15 protein-coding genes are annotated in these 17,344 nt (G+C 34.1%); 10 read left to right on the forward strand and 5 right to left on the reverse strand.

Annotation, left to right across the window (positions count from 1 at the left end; genetic code table 11):
• Positions 1–116: 116 nt before the first annotated feature.
• From B4N66_RS12455 to priA, 5 genes are all read left to right on the forward strand, one after another.
• On the forward strand, positions 117–431 hold the full coding sequence (locus B4N66_RS12455) for a rhodanese-like domain-containing protein (protein WP_291095171.1): 315 nt from the start codon (positions 117–119) through the stop codon (positions 429–431).
• 71 nt (positions 432–502) lie between these two features.
• Positions 503–718: a YgaP family membrane protein gene (locus B4N66_RS12460; protein ID WP_291095172.1), complete on the forward strand. Its 216-nt coding sequence runs from the start codon at positions 503–505 to the stop codon at positions 716–718.
• Positions 719–830: 112 nt separating this feature from the next.
• Complete coding sequence (gene nadC / locus B4N66_RS12465; RefSeq protein ID WP_291095173.1) at positions 831–1,688, forward strand: carboxylating nicotinate-nucleotide diphosphorylase; 858 nt, start codon at positions 831–833, stop codon at positions 1,686–1,688.
• A gap of 149 nt (positions 1,689–1,837) precedes the next feature.
• The gene (locus B4N66_RS12470; RefSeq protein ID WP_291095174.1) at positions 1,838–2,764 is read left to right on the forward strand and encodes a YihY/virulence factor BrkB family protein; all 927 of its coding nucleotides are present in this window, start codon (positions 1,838–1,840) and stop codon (positions 2,762–2,764) included.
• A gap of 31 nt (positions 2,765–2,795) precedes the next feature.
• The gene (gene priA, locus B4N66_RS12475) at positions 2,796–5,246 is read left to right on the forward strand and encodes a replication restart helicase PriA (RefSeq protein WP_291095175.1); all 2,451 of its coding nucleotides are present in this window, start codon (positions 2,796–2,798) and stop codon (positions 5,244–5,246) included.
• On the opposite strand, the gene B4N66_RS12480 is transcribed toward priA, so the two are convergent.
• A complete protein-coding gene (locus B4N66_RS12480) occupies positions 5,243–5,938 on the reverse strand; it encodes a LytR/AlgR family response regulator transcription factor (RefSeq protein ID WP_291095176.1) in 696 nt (231 codons plus the stop codon). The two genes, priA and B4N66_RS12480, sit on opposite strands and share 4 nt — an antisense overlap.
• A gap of 169 nt (positions 5,939–6,107) precedes the next feature.
• Between B4N66_RS12480 and rpsF the strand changes: the two genes are divergently transcribed.
• From rpsF to B4N66_RS12500, 4 genes are all read left to right on the forward strand, one after another.
• Entirely contained in the window at positions 6,108–6,446 is a 339-nt protein-coding gene (gene rpsF / locus B4N66_RS12485) for a 30S ribosomal protein S6 (RefSeq protein ID WP_112087384.1), read from the forward strand.
• Between the two features lie 5 nt (positions 6,447–6,451).
• The gene (gene rpsR, locus B4N66_RS12490; RefSeq protein WP_112087383.1) at positions 6,452–6,748 is read left to right on the forward strand and encodes a 30S ribosomal protein S18; all 297 of its coding nucleotides are present in this window, start codon (positions 6,452–6,454) and stop codon (positions 6,746–6,748) included.
• Positions 6,749–6,810: 62 nt separating this feature from the next.
• Positions 6,811–7,251, forward strand: coding sequence for a 50S ribosomal protein L9 (rplI, locus tag B4N66_RS12495; RefSeq protein ID WP_291095177.1), 441 nt, complete (start codon positions 6,811–6,813; stop codon positions 7,249–7,251).
• A 119-nt stretch (positions 7,252–7,370) separates the two neighbouring features.
• The gene (locus B4N66_RS12500; protein WP_291095178.1) at positions 7,371–7,991 is read left to right on the forward strand and encodes an L-threonylcarbamoyladenylate synthase; all 621 of its coding nucleotides are present in this window, start codon (positions 7,371–7,373) and stop codon (positions 7,989–7,991) included.
• An 82-nt stretch (positions 7,992–8,073) separates the two neighbouring features.
• Here the strand turns inward: B4N66_RS12500 and B4N66_RS12505 are convergent, their stop codons facing one another.
• The 4 genes from B4N66_RS12505 to B4N66_RS12520 form a co-directional block, all read right to left on the reverse strand.
• A complete protein-coding gene (locus B4N66_RS12505; protein WP_291095179.1) occupies positions 8,074–8,610 on the reverse strand; it encodes a hypothetical protein in 537 nt (178 codons plus the stop codon).
• A 155-nt stretch (positions 8,611–8,765) separates the two neighbouring features.
• Positions 8,766–9,386: a hypothetical protein gene (locus B4N66_RS12510; protein WP_291095180.1), complete on the reverse strand. Its 621-nt coding sequence runs from the start codon at positions 9,384–9,386 to the stop codon at positions 8,766–8,768.
• A 405-nt stretch (positions 9,387–9,791) separates the two neighbouring features.
• Positions 9,792–12,197 (reverse strand): alpha-ketoacid dehydrogenase subunit alpha/beta, encoded by a 2,406-nt coding sequence (locus tag B4N66_RS12515; protein ID WP_291095181.1) that lies wholly within the window; start codon positions 12,195–12,197, stop codon positions 9,792–9,794.
• Positions 12,198–12,383: 186 nt separating this feature from the next.
• Positions 12,384–15,215, reverse strand: coding sequence for an aminopeptidase (locus B4N66_RS12520; protein WP_291095182.1), 2,832 nt, complete (start codon positions 15,213–15,215; stop codon positions 12,384–12,386).
• Between the two features lie 123 nt (positions 15,216–15,338).
• Between B4N66_RS12520 and B4N66_RS12525 the strand changes: the two genes are divergently transcribed.
• Entirely contained in the window at positions 15,339–17,300 is a 1,962-nt protein-coding gene (locus B4N66_RS12525; protein WP_291095183.1) for an endonuclease, read from the forward strand.
• The last annotated feature ends 44 nt before the right edge of the window (positions 17,301–17,344 follow it).

The following is a 17,344-nucleotide window of genomic DNA, read 5'->3' on the forward strand; positions in this document are numbered from 1 at the left end:
GAGATTCTGAGCGACTGAGTTTTTTCTCAGCATTTAATTTTCTCAGCCTCTCAGCCTCTCAGCTACTCAGTATCTAAGCAACTCAAACACTCAGCCTCTCAACAACTCAGAAAAAAATGAATTTACAACAAGAAAAATGGTGGGTAGATGCCCAAAGCGATGAAAACGCGGTTATTTTAGATGTGCGAACAGCGGAAGAATTTGAGCGTGGCATTATTCCAAATGCAATCAACATTGATATCTATAAAGGACAAGGGTTTATTTATATGGTAGAAGAATTAGATAAATCTAAAAATTACTATGTCTATTGCCATGCCGGAAGTCGCAGTGCAAAAGCGTGTGAAGTAATGCAACAATTGGGATTTGAAAAAACGTTTAATCTTTCAGGCGGCATTTCAGAATGGAATGGACCAATTATTGAACCAAACTAAATTTGCATTTATTGCAGTTTTATAGCTTTTTTTTCCTATTTTTATATTCCAAAACCAAAAAATTAGAGATTATGAAAAAAAATGTAGGCAATACCGATCGATTTGTTAGAGTAATGTTTGGCATTATTCTTTTGATTCTTTTTATGTCCGGAGTCATTGAAAACAATTTACTACAATGGATTGTTTTGGGTGTGAGTATGATTTTAATCATCACCGCATTTGCCACCTTTTGTCCGCTCTATGCTTTGGTTGGAAAAAGTACCTGCGAGGTAAAAAGAAAGAAATAAAATGAAATTTCAATAAATATAAAACCACGGATTTCGTGGTTTTTTTATACAAGAATTTACCAAAATAATAAAAACGATTTCCTATTTTAGCCATTCGATACAAAATTTAGTTATGATTACAGAAGCCCAATTTCAAAACGAATTAAAACTCATCATCCAAAACGGAATCAGAGAAGATATTGGTGAAGGCGATCACAGTTCGCTGGCATGCATTCCAAAATCAGCCATTGGTAAAGCAAAATTGTTAGTAAAAGACAAAGGAATAATTGCCGGAGTTGAATTCGCTAAACTGATTTTTAAACATGTTGATTCTGGATTAGAAGTGGAGACATTTATTCAAGACGGTAGTTCAGTAGACTATGGCGATATTGTTTTTCATGTTTCCGGAAGTTCGCAATCTATTTTGAAAGTCGAACGGTTGGTGCTCAATTCGATGCAACGCATGAGTGCCATTGCTACCAAAACAAAAATGTATGTTGATTTGTTGGAAGGAACTTCTACAAAAGTATTAGATACCCGAAAGACTACTCCCGGATTTCGTGCAGCTGAGAAATGGGCTGTAAAAATCGGCGGTGGCGAAAATCATCGCTTTGCGTTATATGATATGATTATGTTGAAAGATAATCACAATGATTTTGCCGGTGGAATTTCGAAAGCGATTCAAAAAACAAAAGATTACTTAAACGAGAATAAGTTGGATTTAAAAATAATTGTAGAAGCCAGAAACTTAAATGAAGTAGACGAAATTCTGAATAGTGGAGGCGTTTACCGAATTTTGCTAGACAATTTTGATTACGAAATGACAAAAGAAGCCGTAAAGCTTATTGGCAATAAATGCTTAACCGAAAGTTCAGGAAACATCAACGAAAAAACAATTCGTCATTATGCAGAATGTGGCGTGAATTACATTTCATCCGGTGCTTTGACGCACTCGGTTTATAATATGGATTTGAGTTTGAAGGCTTTTTAGAATGAGTTGGGAGTAAGGAGTAAGGAGTTTTCGGTCGCAGTTACAGCATTTCGAAAATCCGTGAAAATCCATTATAGCGAAGCTATCAAAATCTGTGCAAATCAGCGTTCCATTAAAAAAAGAAATAAAAAATTGTATCAGACAAAATTATGTCATCAGAAACAGAGCAAAAACTCGATAAAATTCCGGTAATCAAACACATCGTTCGATTTACTAAAAACATAAAACTACCTTGGTTAGAGGGCTTGTCGTTTTATGAACTAATGGAATTATACATCATTGGAATTGCCCAAGGAACTTTTTCCTATAGAGCGGGTGCCATTGCATTTAGTTTTTTCATGGCCTTGTTTCCGTTTGCTTTATTTATCTTAAACTTAATACCATACATTCCAATTGAAGGATTTCAGCAAGATTTTCTACAATTTGTAGAAGAAGGAGTTCCGCCCAATACATTTGAAGCCATCAAAAACATCATCGATGATATTTTAAATAACAGTTATCAAGGATTATTATCTTCCGGATTTATTCTATCTATCTTTTTGATGTCTAATGGAATAAATGCGATTTTAGGTGGATTTGAAACTTCCTATCACATCACGATTTCCAGAAGCTTTTTTAGACAGTATTTCGTAGCATTGGTCATGTCATTGCTTTTTTCGATGATTCTAATTATTACTGTTGCAGCCATTGTAATTTCTGAAGTAATTATTCAACAAATTCAATTTGAGCAATTTGCTTATACCGATATTACCTTAATTCAAATTACCCGATACGGCTTTGTGATTTTAATGGTTTTAATAACAACTTCGCTTTTATTTAAATTTGGAGCAAAAGAAACTTCAAAAATCCCTCTTATTAGTATTGGGTCGGTTTTTACAACCATTTTAATTCTTTTGTCTTCGTATGTTTTTGGAATTTATGTTGTGAAATTTGCTAAGTATAACGAACTTTACGGTTCTATCGGAACACTGTTAATTCTGATGTTTTACATTTGGATTAACTGCATGATTCTGTTGCTTGGTTTTGAATTGAATGCCTCCATTAACAAATTAAAAAGGAAAAATCTATTTGATTAATTTCTTTTTCTGATGAAACAATAGTCAATTTATGTCTTACTTCGTTGAAGTTATTTTGCCCTTAGCACTCGATAAAACCTTTACTTATCAAGTTTCTGAAGCTGAGTTTAAGTACATTAAACCCGGAATGCGAATTGCTGTTCCGTTTGGTAAAAGTAAAATGTACACTGCTTTGGCAATTGAAACGCATCAAAATCCACCTACTTTATACGAAGCAAAAGAAATTCATCAAATTTTGGATGAGAATTCAATTGTAAATGAAGTACAATTAAAACATTGGCAGTGGATTGCGTCTTATTATATGTGTTCCATCGGCGAAGTTTTTCGTGCAGCGTTACCTTCAGGTTTTTTGTTAGAAAGTGAGACGGTAATTTCATTAAAGCAAGGTGAACTTGTAGATGAAAAAACATTATCCGATGATGAATTTTTGGTATTTGAAGCTCTTCAACACCAAAGTTCACTAAAAGTAAGTGACGTCATTTCTATTCTGAGCAAAAAAAATGTTTTTCCCGTTCTTCAAAAATTGATTGATAAAAGTGTAATTTCTCTTCAAGAGGAAATGCATGAATCATACAAACCCAAATTAGTGAGATACATCAAACTTCATCAAAATTACACAACCGATGAAAGTTTGAATGAATTGTTGAATTCCATCAAAGCCGAAAAACAAAAGGAACTTATATTAGGCTATTTTCAGTTAAATGCTTCGGAAAAGAAACCAATTTCTGCCAAACAATTGATTGATTTTTCATCTTCAACATCGGCTGTTTTAAAGAAACTGATTGAAAAAGAAATCTTCGAAGAATACCATCTCATTCATGATCGAACCGATTTTAAGGATGATGAAAAAGCTAAAAACCTTTCCTTAAGTCAATCACAGCAAACTGCTTTAGTTGAAATTAAAAAGCAATTTGAATCCAAAGATGTTTGTTTATTGCATGGTGTAACCTCCAGTGGTAAAACGGAAATTTACAGCAAACTCATCCAAGAAACAATGCAAACCGGCAAGCAAATTTTATTTCTATTGCCGGAAATTGCTCTGACTACACAATTAGTTTCTCGTTTGCGAAAGTTCTTTGGTAATAAAGTTGCCGTTTTCCATTCCAAATATAGTAATAATGAACGGGTGGAAGTTTGGAATCAGGTTTTGCAAAATTCTCCGAAAGCACAAGTGGTTATTGGTGCTCGGTCGGCTATGTTTTTACCTTTTTCTGATTTGGGATTAGTGATTGTGGATGAAGAACATGAACAAAATTTCAAACAAACCGATCCTGCTCCACGTTATCATGCTCGCGATGCAGTAACGGTTTTAGCTAAATTTCATCAGGCAAAAGTACTATTAGGTTCGGCTACACCGAGTTTGGAAACCTATTATAATACTCAAAATCAGAAGTATGCATTAGTTGAGCTCTTTGAACGCTTCAATAATACTCCTTTACCGGAAGTTATTTTGGTTGATTTAAAAGATAAGTATTTCCGCAAGCGAATGAACGGTCATTTTAGTGATACGTTGATTGAGGAAATTACATCTGCTTTATCATTAGGTGAACAAGTGATACTTTTTCAAAACAGAAGAGGATATGCACCTTTATTAGAATGTGTGACATGCGGACACATTCCGCAGTGCCCAAATTGCGATGTGAGTTTAACTTATCACAAATTTAAAAACCAACTCCGATGTCATTATTGCGGACATTCGATTGCAAAGCCAACTAATTGTCATCAATGTTCAAGTGTTGATTTAACGACAAAAGGTTTCGGCACTGAGCAAATTGAGTTGGAATTGGCCACGCTTTTTCCCAAGAAAAAAATACTCCGAATGGATCAAGATACCACCAGAGGAAAATTTGGATATGATACGATTATCGATAAATTTCAAAATAGAGAAGTTGATATTTTGGTTGGTACGCAAATGCTCGCCAAAGGATTGGATTTTGATAATGTAAGTTTGGTTGGAATTTTGAATGCCGACAACATGCTTTATTTCCCAGATTTCAGAGCTTTTGAACGTAGTTACCAGATGATGGCACAAGTGTCGGGTAGGGCAGGAAGAGCAGAAAAAAGAGGGAAAGTAGTGATTCAGACGTATAATCCGAATCATAACACCATTCAGCAAGTAACGCACAATGATTATGTTGGAATGTATAAAGAACAGTTGTATGAGCGACAGATTTTTAAATATCCGCCATTTTTTAAATTAATCAAAATTACACTTCGTCATAAAGAATATGAAAAAGTGAAAGAAAGTTCGATGTGGTTGTATCAAGTTTTGAGTCAACACTTAAAAATGCCGGTTTTAGGACCGGAAGAGCCGGCTGTAAGCAAAATTAGAAATGAATACATCAGAACAATTGTGATTAAAATTCCGGATGATGTTTCGCCACAAGGCACAAAAAAAACTATCCAAAAAATATTGAATAGTTTTGATGTTATTTCGCAATATAGATCTATAAAGCTTGTAGTAAATGTTGATTTTGGTTAGGCGATAGCAAGAGCTTTCTTCAAATCGTCTTTCTTGTTTCTGCTTAAAGGAATTTTTGTTACACCAATTTCGGCAAACTTGCTATTGAAACGTTCAATTTTGTCGATGTTCACAATAAATGATTTGTGTACTCGAAGGAATCTGTCTTTCGACAAATCATTTTCAAACGATTTCATAGTAGAAAGCACTAAATTGCTGTCTTCATCAGTAACTACTTTTACATAGTCACCATAGGCTTCAATCCACTTAATTTTAGAAGTGAATACTTTTAGTTTTTTCAAATTACTTTTAATAAAGATGTAATCACCTTCTTCTTCAGAAACTTCATTTCTAAGTTTGTGCATATCGATTGCTCTTTTTACAGCAGAATCGAAACGATCAACAGAAATTGGTTTTTGTAAGTAATCAGTGGCATCATAATCAAAAGCTTTCACGGCATAATCCGCTTTTGATGTGATAAAAATAATTTGTGGTTTATTTTTTAAACCATCAAGAAAATCGAAACCATTGATAATTGGCATTTCGATATCGAGAAAAATAAGGTCAACGGAGTGTATAGACATACAACTCTTTGCTTCAATAGCGTTAGAGAAATCACCCACAAGATGTAAACTCTGGTGATTATTCACTAACTTTGTGATGATCATTCTTTGGATAGAACTGTCATCGACTACGACACAATTTAGTTTCATAATTCGATTTATTATAGATTTGGTGAAACAAACATAATGCATTTCATCGATAAAAAATAATTTTTTTCGGTTTTTTTTACCTTATGTCGATTATTTTGGTATATGGCTTGGTTATTAAAATTAAATTCTTACTTTTGCACCCAATTTAACAATTTTAAAGTAAATTATTATGAATCATTATGAAGCTGTTTTCATCTTGAATCCCGTTTTATCTGAACAACAGGTAAAGGAAACAGTAAGCAAATTCGAAGATTTTCTTACAGCCAAAGGGGCAGAGATGGTATCCAAAGAGGATTGGGGACTTAAAAAGTTAGCCTACGAAATCCAACACAAGAAAAGTGGTTTTTACCATTTATTCGAATTCAAAGCACCTGCAGATAGCATCTTAGGTTTTGAAACTGAATTAAGACGTGACGAGAGAATTATGCGTTTCTTAACTGTAAGTTTAGATAAACACGCAATTTCTTGGGCTGAGAGAAGAAGAGAAAAATTAAAAGTTAAAGCATAATTACTATGTCAACAATCGAGCAATCAGCAAAAGGAAAAAAAGAAGGGGATATCAGATATCTTACTCCTTTGAATATAGATACAAACAAAACTAAAAAGTATTGTCGTTTCAAAAAATCAGGTATTAAATACATTGATTATAAAGATGCAGACTTTTTATTGAAATTTGTAAACGAGCAAGGTAAAATTTTACCAAGACGTTTAACTGGAACTTCATTAAAATACCAAAGAAAAGTGTCTGTGGCAGTTAAAAGAGCTAGACATTTAGCTTTAATGCCATATGTGGCGGATTTATTAAAATAATAATTAATTAAGTTGTTGCCTCGCCATTGGCGGGCTAACTTCTCTAAAAAAAGGACAACAACATGGAACTAATCTTAAAACAAGACGTTCAAAATTTAGGTTTTAAAGACGATATCGTTTCTGTAAAACCGGGTTACGGAAGAAACTTTTTGATTCCTCAAGGTTTTGCTGCATTAGCAACACCATCAGCTAAAAAAGTATTGGCTGAAAACTTGAAACAAAAAGCACACAAAGAGCAAAAAGTGGTGGATGATGCTAAGAAATTGGCCGAAACATTAAAAGCTTTAGATATTAAAATTACTGCAAAAGCAGGTGGTGAAAAATTATTTGGTTCTGTAACCAATATTGATATTGTTGAAGCTTTGGAAAAAGCCGGACAACCAATCGATAGAAAATTTGTTACCTCCGGTACAGTAAAAAGAACCGGAAAATACAATGCAACTATTCGTTTACACAGAAACGTTGTGATTGATTTGCCATATGAAATTATTGCTGAGCAATAATATTCAAACACAAAAAACTTTAAAACCCTGCTTCGGTAGGGTTTTTTTATGCTTTTTTATTTTGAAAAAATACATTAATAATTATACTGTATAAGTATTAACTTGTTTAAATTTGTCCTATGGCTCAATTTATTAAAATATATCCGGAGAATCCCAACGAAGCTGCCATTGCCAAAGTGGTTAAAGTTTTAAAAGATGGCGGATTAGTAATTTATCCTACCGATACGGTTTATGGTTTGGGTTGCGATATTACCAACACCAGAGCTTTGGAACGCATTGCAAAAATTAAAGGTATAAAACTCGAAAAAGCTAATTTTTCATTCATTTGCCATGATTTGAGTAATATTTCTGATTATGTGCGACAAATTGACACGGCTACTTTTAAGATTCTGAAACGTGCTTTGCCTGGCCCTTATACTTTTATTCTTCCCGGAAATAACAATTTACCAAAAGAATTTAAAAAGAAAAAAACGGTTGGTATTCGTGTGCCTGATAATAATATTGTACTTGAAATCGTCAAGTTATTGGGCAATCCAATTGTATCAACTTCTATTCATGATGATGATGAAGTGTTGGAATATTCCACAGATCCCGAACTCATTTTTGAGAAATGGCAAAACCTTGTTGATGTTGTAGTCGATGGAGGTTATGGCGATAATCAACCTTCTACCATTATTGATTTATCAGAAGGAGAGCCGGTTGTGATTCGAGAGGGTAAAGGGGATAGTGATATTTTTTAGAAAATCTATTCTTTTAATTCTTATGTAATTAGTTTCATCTTAGTACTTTGGCCTGAATTTGCTATAGCAAATGTTTAAAACCTTATTGTTTCGAATAAGTTAATGTTCTAATTCCAGTTTGGGTACTGTTTTCAGAACTATACTGAGCATTGTCAATTTTCAAAATCAAACTATTAGATGTCAATTCAACAATTTCTGTAATTAAATCAAATGCACCTTCTTCATTCGGGTCGTTTTCAAAAGAGCGAGTTATTAAATTACCGTTTTCTATTCGCCATTCACCAGTATGAAATCCTTCATCAAAATTACCGTTTACAAGATAAGTAAAATCACTTGTGTTTCCATTATTCGTTTCTTCAACTAGAACTTCCAATGTTCCATTTACATTAATCTCCTTTGGATTATCAGTGAATTCAAGACTGTAATCCGAACTTGATAAACTTTCTGTAACAATTCGTCCTGTTTCGATTGTATTTGAATTACTTGAATACCCGGTTAGATTCCATATTCCAACTATGTCTTCTGCAATATTTTGTGTGTTGTTATTCGAATCATCATCTGAACTACAACCAAAAATTAGTAATAAAATAAGTAAGTGATAGATTTTTAATTTTTTCATTTTTTTGCTTTAATGTTTTACAACGTATTGCTGCTTTGCCTAGTGCTGGTTTTTGGAGTCCGTCACTGTCAGTTAAGCCTTTAGTTTATTATTGTAAGACGTTTAAAGTTAGTAAATTAGCCAGCATTAGGCAAAACAGTTGTTACCGGCTGGCTTTATTCCCTTATTTTGTTAGATTTTTTTAAAGCCTCAATCAGCTTTGGATGCTTTTTAAAATCAATTTTGCTGTCAGGTTCATTCATTCCATTTTCTATAAAAATAGGATATTCACTATCTTCTTTTGGTTCATGACTTTTAATTTGATGAACATGAAGAATAGTATTCCAATTATTTTTATAAGATGAAAAAATACTCCAAAAATAACCGCCAAATATTGGAATTCCGTTTTCAGTAATTACAAATTGATGACCTTCTGTCATTTTGCCTTTTAATGAGCCAATTTTTCTTCCAGCAGATTTTTTGAATACAATTATATTTCTTTTTAAATCAAGATATTCAATTTCCTCGTCTTCAATAAAAGGTTTGTCTTCTAAAATACTTTTTGAAATGTCAAATTCACCAGCATAAACAAAATTCTTTTCTATTGTGTCATACGTTACATATTTAAAATTTGCTGTGTCAATTTTCCATTCCACATTTTTTATATATTCTTTCAAAGGAATCCCTTTAATGTTTTCTGCTCTTGATTTCAGTAAGTAGATTTCTATTTTACGTTCTTGTTTGGTACAAGAAAGTAGAATAATAAAGAGTGCGAAAAGAATACTGATTTTTTTCATAGCTGGTTTAAGCTTGCCGGTAACTTATATATATGTCTGACAAAATCAGACTTATTTACCCCAAATTGGGTCTATATGTCTGACAATCGTCAGATTTATTTTCTCAAATTTAATAAAAAAATCTTACAGATCATCAAACGGACTTTTTATTTGTTGAATATTTTTGGTGCCAACGTGCGTATAAATTTCTGTTGTTTTGAGTAAGATCGTAAAGAATCAAATTGAATTTTAAAAATAAGTTTCTTATTAGCACTCATTCGCGTTAGGGATAGAAGCGAAAAGCCCACAGCGAGGAGGCACGACGAGTGAGGACTTGCAGCGGATAGCCCGACCCGTAGCTTGCGGAGGGGAACGCCCCAAAAAAAGTATAAAAAAAACCGCCAATTAGCGGTTTTCAATATAGCTTTAATATAAACATGGAAATTCTTTTGGATTGACTTCGTGCATCATAGCATATACTTTTTCGTAGATGTCTTCAGCAGAAGGTTTGCAGAAATAATCGCCATCTGTTCCATACGCTGGACGGTGGGGTTGGGCAGCCAATGTTTGTGGTTTGCTGTCTAAATAATCATAGCCGTTTTGCACATCCAAGACTTGTTGCAGGATAAACGCAGAAGCACCTCCCGGAACGTCTTCATCTACCACTAAAAGACGGTTTGTTTGGGCTAAACTTTTCTTAATGTCATGGTTGATATCAAATGGTAAAAGTGATTGTATATCAATGATTTCGCAATCAATTCCAACTTCTAACAATTCTTTTGCAGCTTGCTCTACTAAACGTAACGTTGAACCATAGGAAACGATGGTAATATCTGTTCCTTTTTTGATAGTTTCCACCACACCAATTGGCGTTTTAAACGCTCCTAAATTGGTTGGCATTTTTTCTTTTAAACGATATCCGTTCAAACACTCAATGAGCAAAGCCGGTTCGTCGGTTTCTAATAAAGTGTTATAAAATCCTGCTGCTTTGGTCATGTTTCTAGGCACCAACACGTGAATACCACGAACGGCATTAATAATCATTCCCATTGGTGAACCGGAATGCCAAACGCCTTCTAAACGATGTCCACGAGTACGAATAATCAAGGGTGCTTTTTGACGGCCTTTGGTACGGTATTGTAATGTTGCCAAATCATCACTCATGATTTGAATGGCATACAGCAGATAATCTAAATATTGAATTTCGGCAATAGGGCGGAGGCCACGCATGGCCATTCCGATTCCTTGTCCTAAAATGGTGGCTTCACGAATACCGGCATCGGCCACACGCATTTCGCCAAATTTTTCTTGCATACCTTCTAAACCTTGGTTTACATCGCCAATGTTTCCGGAATCTTCTCCAAAAATCAAGACTTCAGGATGTTTGCTGAAAATGGCATCAAAGTTATCACGAAGTACTAAACGAGCATCTACCTCTTCGGCAGACGCATCATAAGTTGGTAATACTTCCTTTACCGAAGTTACTTGTTGAGCCGATTCAGAAAACAAATGCGAACTGAATTTCGGTTGGATTTTTGACATGTAGTTTTTAATCCACGTTGCCAATTGCGGTTGCGATTTTTCTCCCACTATCATGCGTAGCACTTTTCGGGCTGTGGTGATTATATCTTTGCGAATCGGTTCTTTAATATCTTTTAAGTCGTTGGCAAATTTTTGAATAAAAACTCGGTTCACACTTGTGGAAGCGATACTTTCCAACAAAGCAACTAATTCGTTTTGCTCTTTTTTGAAAGGTTCCACAAACGCTGTCCAAGCCGCTTTTTTGCCTTCTAAAACTTCTTTTTTAGTTACATTGTCAATTTCATCAATTTCTTCGGCAGTGGCAATGTTGTTGGCGATCATCCACAAACGTATTTGAGCCAAACAATCAAATTCGGCTTCCCAAGCTAATCGTTCTGCATTTTTGTAGCGTTCATGACTTCCCGAAGTAGAGTGACCTTGCGGTTGCGTTAATTCGCTTACGTGAATTAAAACCGGAACGTGTTCTTCGCGAGCAATTTGAGCGGCACGTTGATAGGTTCCTACCAAAGCGGCATAATCCCATCCTAACACATTCATGATTTCGTACCCCTTATTGTCTTCGTCTCGTTGAAAACCTTTTAGGATTTCGGAGATATTTTCTTTGGTGGTTTGGTAGCGAGCATGCACGGAAATTCCGTATTCGTCATCCCAAACGCTCATGACCATTGGCACTTGAAGAACACCGGCTGCGTTGATAGTTTCAAAAAACAAACCTTCGGAAGTACTTGCATTTCCAATCGTTCCCCAAGCTATTTCGTTTCCGTTATCGGAGAATTTATTTTTTTTCGGTAAAACCGATACATTTCTATAAATTTTAGAAGCCTGAGCCAATCCTAACAATCGCGGCATTTGTCCGGCAGTAGGAGAGATGTCGGCACTTGAATTTTTTTGTTTGGTTAAATCGTTCCAGTTTCCGTTTTCGTCAAGTGAATGCGTAGCAAAGTGTCCGCCCATTTGTCGACCGGCACTCATTGGATCGTGTTCCAAATCGGTATGACCGTATAATCCGGCAAAAAACTGTTGAATGTTTAACTGACCAATTGCCATCATAAACGTTTGATCGCGATAATAACCTGAACGGAAATCACCATTTTTAAACGCTTTTGCCATGGCCAATTGCGGTACTTCTTTACCATCACCAAAAATACCAAATTTGGCTTTTCCGGTCAGCACTTCACGTCGCCCTAAAAGGGAACATTCTCTACTGGTAATTGCAATTTTGTAGTCGTTTAAAACTTCTGTTCGGAAATCTTCAAACGTCATGGCTTGTTTGGTTTCTGGTGCTGTCATAAGTCAAAAAAATTCTTGTAATGAACAAATTTAAGTAAAAACTTGGAAAAACAATACAATCTAGATAAAAATAAATTTATACTATTGATAAAAAAAATGTTGATATGGGATGTATGTTTGTATTTTTAATTGAAAAATACTCGTATTGATGAATAAAATGTAATTTATTAGAGATTTTTCAATCAATTAAAACCATTTTCGAGTAAATAAACTGACTAACACATTCGGACTTAAAGTTACCATAAATCGGATGCGTTCTCCGTAATTTTTATTATCAACTTCCCAACCGTTGGAAGAGTAAATTGGGAAATAAAGTTCAAAATAATCGGTAACTAAATTTAATCGGATTCCGCTATCATAGACAAATTTGGCGGATTCGTTTTCGTTTTTTAAAGCACCTATGTCGCCATATACTTCAATCCAATTCCAAATATTAACGCTTGTATTTAAAGTTGTAATCCATTGATTGGCAAAAGGTGTATCGAGTTGTGATTTAAAAGCACCTTCGGCAACAATGTATTGTTGACTGAATAAACCGGATGTTTCAGAGCGTCCATACAAACCATAATCAAACATATAATCGGTTGGTCGATCTAATGCAAAACTAAAGAAATCGGAATTTGTTTTTCGGTATAAAAATGATCCTGCATAAAAACGAAGATTGACTTGTCTGTTACTTTCAAAAAGTTTTCGGTATTCGAGTTCAACGGAAGCTTTTCCGAAGGAATTGGCTATTTGTAAATCTGTTCTAAAGCCAAAATGATTTTTTACTTCCGTTTTTACATTAAAATACCGAATGTTAAAAATGGAATAATTTTCATTTCTTCCCTCAAGCGAAACAAACGGTGATTCCTCTCGTTCAACAATAACTTGTCTAATCATAAGTGATTCTTTTCTGTTATCGCGATAGTTATCCGGCCGCTTGAAGAACTGTATCATCGGATTAAAACGAATGTAGCTGGCATCCTGTGCATAATCAAAGAATTGACCTGAAAACTGGTAACGAATGAGGTAAATGTTGCTTTCTCTTCGAAATTGATTCCCAACAACACGAAAGTTTCCAATCATTTTTTGAGTTAAAGTTGAGTAAGCAGGATTAACATCAAAAATTATGGGCTTGTCTAAAAAAGTTTTATTGTGAAAACGCATTCCGGGCATCAATCCATTGTAAAGATTGTATTCCAAGGTTGGCACATAGAGTATCTGGTTATGGTAAGGATCCTCGAGATCTTTTAAAAAATTAAATTTAAGAGGTCGGTCATTAAACGAATAATCTTTGAGCGATTTCCAGTTATTTCGTAAATTATATTCAGGAACTTCGTTTTCATAATTCAGCACAATCCGGTCGGCATCGTTTCGACTCGTTGTGATAGTACTGTCGCCTTTTATATTTTGAAGCCATTCTTTAAATACAACTTTACCCTCTTTTAAACCAAAAATAGGGATTGGAACAACTACTCCGGTTTTATTTCGAACTGTAAAAGTAATGCTGTCCTCTGTTTTGGAAACATCTGTGAACTTATAATCAACAATATCTCTGGAATTTATAATCGTATCAAAAAACCAATCGATGTTGTTTGGACAATTTTGCCTAAGTATGTTTTCAAAATCTTTTTCTGAGGTTTGTTGGTTGCGGTTTAATTCTACAAACGAATGAATACTTTTGGAGGCTAAATTATTTCCACAATAATCATCAAGGTATTTTAAACTTAAACCGGCACGATATTTTCCGGCAATTTGTTCGTTGAATTTAAGCAAAGAATTTTTGGGATTTCCGATGGGCTGGTCTAAATTTTTTCTGGCCATCAACAAATAATAATAACTGTATTGTTCGTTGAAATCTAAATTAAATAAGTTGAAACCTTTAAGAATTTTGAGTTTAGAGATGTTTCCCATCATTTTCATGTCAGGATAATGTTCATCAATATATTTCATCATAATGTGCACCTGAATTGCATCATAAATCCAATTATCTTCGCGAGCGTTAAGCTTTAAATTATTTTTTAAATATCTGTTTACGTAGGTTTTTAGAAACTTAATTTCATATAAAAAATTATCAGGATAGGGACTGATAAAAGCAGGAAGTTGATTTAATCCATAGAATGGATTTCGTTCATAATCAGCTTGCGATACAATTATGGTTGAGTTACTGGATGAACCAATATTTTCATTAGCAAATTTTACAATTTTATCAATAATTACAGCTTTTTGAATATCATCAAGGCGATTGTCTTTTAGGTTGGTATAAACATCAGCGATTGAATTTTTATAACGATTGAAAGAGATGATTTCTTCTGTATAAATGCTGAAATCCACTCTGTCTTTTCCTTCTAAGGTATAAATGGTATGTTTTCCATTTTTTTCAGATGAAATAAAAGTCAAGTCAGTAAAAAGCTTTTGATTTTGTGGTGTTTTGAAAGTGACATTATAATCAGATGGAGCATTAGTTATATCATCTACGTTATAATTACTATTCATGCAAAACTCATTGTTTTCAAATCTTGCAGGAGTTAAAAACCAATTTTTAAGATTAAAACCACCTTCGTTAGTATAACCATATTTAGTGAATTTATCACTTGGAATTTTAACACGATAGGTGAGGTTGAATTTAACTTTTTCATTTGGACCTAACTTTTCACTTAGTGTTACTTCTATCAAATCCGGATGCCTTTCGGGTCGGCACCAATTTAAAAATGATTTGTTTTCATGAATAATGGTTAAATCGGATGTATTTCCTCTTTCATATGGTTTAGCCAAATGAAAACTTCTTACAAATTCATCCGAAAAACGTTTGGCAAGCGGCGTGTTTTTATCTGAAAAGGCATTATTCCAATCATTCAAAATGATTTTACTAAGACTGTCTGTTCCTGTATTTTGAAAAATAATTTCCTGTTGAACGGTTAGTGATTTTTGTTCCGGAAGCAATTCAACATAAAGTGAGTTACTGTTTTGAGCAAATAAACACTTACCAATCAACAAAGTAGAAAGGCAAAAGATAATTTTAATAAAAGAATTCAACTGCAATTTTTTAGGTTGAAAGATATTAAATTATTTGCATCAAAATGTTATTAAAATGTTTAAATTGTTAAAAATACCACCTCTTCAGCTTAAATTCAGTAAATTTGTCCAAACTAAATACTTATGACAAAAAGATTACATCTTTGGGTCTGCCTTCTATTGCCATTTTGTTTCTATTCGCAAGTGGTAATTAATGAAGTAGACGCAGATACTCCTGGCCTTGACGTTTTAGAAATTATAGAATTAAAATCGGAAACGCCTTATTTTGCTTTAGATGGCTACATACTAGTTCTTTTTAATGGTGGTTCCGGCTCAGGTACTTTAAGCTACTATACGATTGACTTAAATGGTTTAGTAACAGATGGAAATGGGATTGTTCTTTTAGGAAATTCGCAGGTTAATCCATCGCCATCCAGACTTTTTCCTCAAAATACTGTACAAAACGGTCCGGATGCAATAGCCATTTACCAAGATGTTATTGATACTTTCCCTATTGATACTCCGGCAACAACTACAAATTTGATTGACGCTTTGATTTATGGTAATAATGCTACTCAAGCAACAGCTCTTCAAAACGCATTGAATATTTTTGTTCAAACTAATGAAAATGCGAATGGCTTAGCTGCTTCTCAATCTATTCAAAGAAAAAATGATGGTACTTATGAAGTAAAAGCACCAACTCCACGAGCAAATAATGATGGAAGCGGAATTGTTTATAATGGTATTGAAGTGATAACATCTACATCTTTAGTCAATGAAGGTGAAAGTGTAACAATTTCTTTTGAAACAGATACTCCGGTTGCTGAAACGTTAAATTTCACTTTAAACCTAAACAACGGAACATTTACAACAGCCGATTTTACAGGAAATCTTTCTTTAACAATTCCTATGGGAAGTTCATCTGCATCAACACAAATTCAAGTTACAAATGACGGAATTAATGATGGTGATGAAGAAATGTCTATTGTTGTTGGTTCTTTGCCTGAAGGATATATCACATTAAACAATAGTGTAATAGTTCGTGTGTTGGATGTTAATTTTCAAGAATCCGATTGGGGAACACCAATGGTTCCAACCTTTGGTAATGTTAATAGCACTGCACCGGCAGGTTATTATGATTCTTTAGAAGGTCTTTCAGGAGCAGCATTAAAACAAGCAGTTCAAGATATTATTGCTGATCCGAATGTTGTTCGTGCTCATTCCTATGGAGATGTAGTTGAAATTTTATTCAACGCCGATCAAAATCCGGCAAACAATAATCAAGTTTGGTTAATGTATGTGGAACGTCCGCAAACAAAAATTGACTACCAAACCGGAGCAAGTATTGTTGGCTTTTGGAATCGTGAACACATTTGGCCTCAATCAAGAGGTGGTTTTTCGGGAGGAACTTCTTCGTTTCCAGACGGTATTGATATTTGGTTACCAACTAATGCAGATGATATTCTAACCGGACATTCTGATGCTCATCACTTAAGAGCAGAAGATGGACAGGAAAATAGCTCTAGAGGAAACCGTGATTATGGATTAAGCGATTACAATGGTCCTAATGGAAATGTAGGTTCTTGGAAAGGTGATGTGGCTCGTTCTCTGTTTTATATGGCTGTTCGTTACAATGGTTTGAATTTAGTGAATGGAAATCCGCCAGACAATACAATGGGTCAAATGGGTGATTTAGCTTCTTTGTTAACGTGGAATGAAACTGATCCTTCGGATGATTTCGAAATGAATCGAAATAATTACATTTATACTTGGCAAATGAACCGCAATCCGTTCATCGATTATCCGGAATTAGCTAACTATATTTTTGGTTCTAATTTTGGTGATCAATGGTTTGCTCCGTTAAGTTTAGAGGATAATAATTTTAGTGATGTAAAAGTGTATCCAATCCCTGCAAAAGATGAAATCAATATCAGTGGAATTGAAAATGATGCGAATGTGACAATTTTTTCATTGGAAGGAGTTCAAGTTTATCAATCTAAAATTAACGGATTTACGCAATTGAATTTGAATTTAGCTTCAGGAATGTATTTGATGAACATCGAAACGGATAATCAAAAATTGACTAAGAAAATCATCATAAAATAAAAAACGAACCTACTTTATAGATTCGTTTTAGAAAAGAAAAACCG

Origin of the sequence: Flavobacterium sp. UBA2787 (assembly GCA_002352205.1) — a bacterium.
Classification (GTDB): domain Bacteria; phylum Bacteroidota; class Bacteroidia; order Flavobacteriales; family Flavobacteriaceae; genus Flavobacterium.

Coding starts and splice junctions, on each gene's coding strand:
- B4N66_RS12455 (WP_291095171.1), top strand. CDS start 117: ATGAATTTACAACAAGAAAAATGGTGGGTAGATGCCCAAAGCGATGAA.
- B4N66_RS12460 (WP_291095172.1), top strand. CDS start 503: ATGAAAAAAAATGTAGGCAATACCGATCGATTTGTTAGAGTAATGTTT.
- nadC (WP_291095173.1), top strand. CDS start 831: ATGATTACAGAAGCCCAATTTCAAAACGAATTAAAACTCATCATCCAA.
- B4N66_RS12470 (WP_291095174.1), top strand. CDS start 1,838: ATGTCATCAGAAACAGAGCAAAAACTCGATAAAATTCCGGTAATCAAA.
- priA (WP_291095175.1), top strand. CDS start 2,796: ATGTCTTACTTCGTTGAAGTTATTTTGCCCTTAGCACTCGATAAAACC.
- B4N66_RS12480 (WP_291095176.1), bottom strand. CDS start 5,938: ATGAAACTAAATTGTGTCGTAGTCGATGACAGTTCTATCCAAAGAATG.
- rpsF (WP_112087384.1), top strand. CDS start 6,108: ATGAATCATTATGAAGCTGTTTTCATCTTGAATCCCGTTTTATCTGAA.
- rpsR (WP_112087383.1), top strand. CDS start 6,452: ATGTCAACAATCGAGCAATCAGCAAAAGGAAAAAAAGAAGGGGATATC.
- rplI (WP_291095177.1), top strand. CDS start 6,811: ATGGAACTAATCTTAAAACAAGACGTTCAAAATTTAGGTTTTAAAGAC.
- B4N66_RS12500 (WP_291095178.1), top strand. CDS start 7,371: ATGGCTCAATTTATTAAAATATATCCGGAGAATCCCAACGAAGCTGCC.
- B4N66_RS12505 (WP_291095179.1), bottom strand. CDS start 8,610: ATGAAAAAATTAAAAATCTATCACTTACTTATTTTATTACTAATTTTT.
- B4N66_RS12510 (WP_291095180.1), bottom strand. CDS start 9,386: ATGAAAAAAATCAGTATTCTTTTCGCACTCTTTATTATTCTACTTTCT.
- B4N66_RS12515 (WP_291095181.1), bottom strand. CDS start 12,197: ATGACAGCACCAGAAACCAAACAAGCCATGACGTTTGAAGATTTCCGA.
- B4N66_RS12525 (WP_291095183.1), top strand. CDS start 15,339: ATGACAAAAAGATTACATCTTTGGGTCTGCCTTCTATTGCCATTTTGT.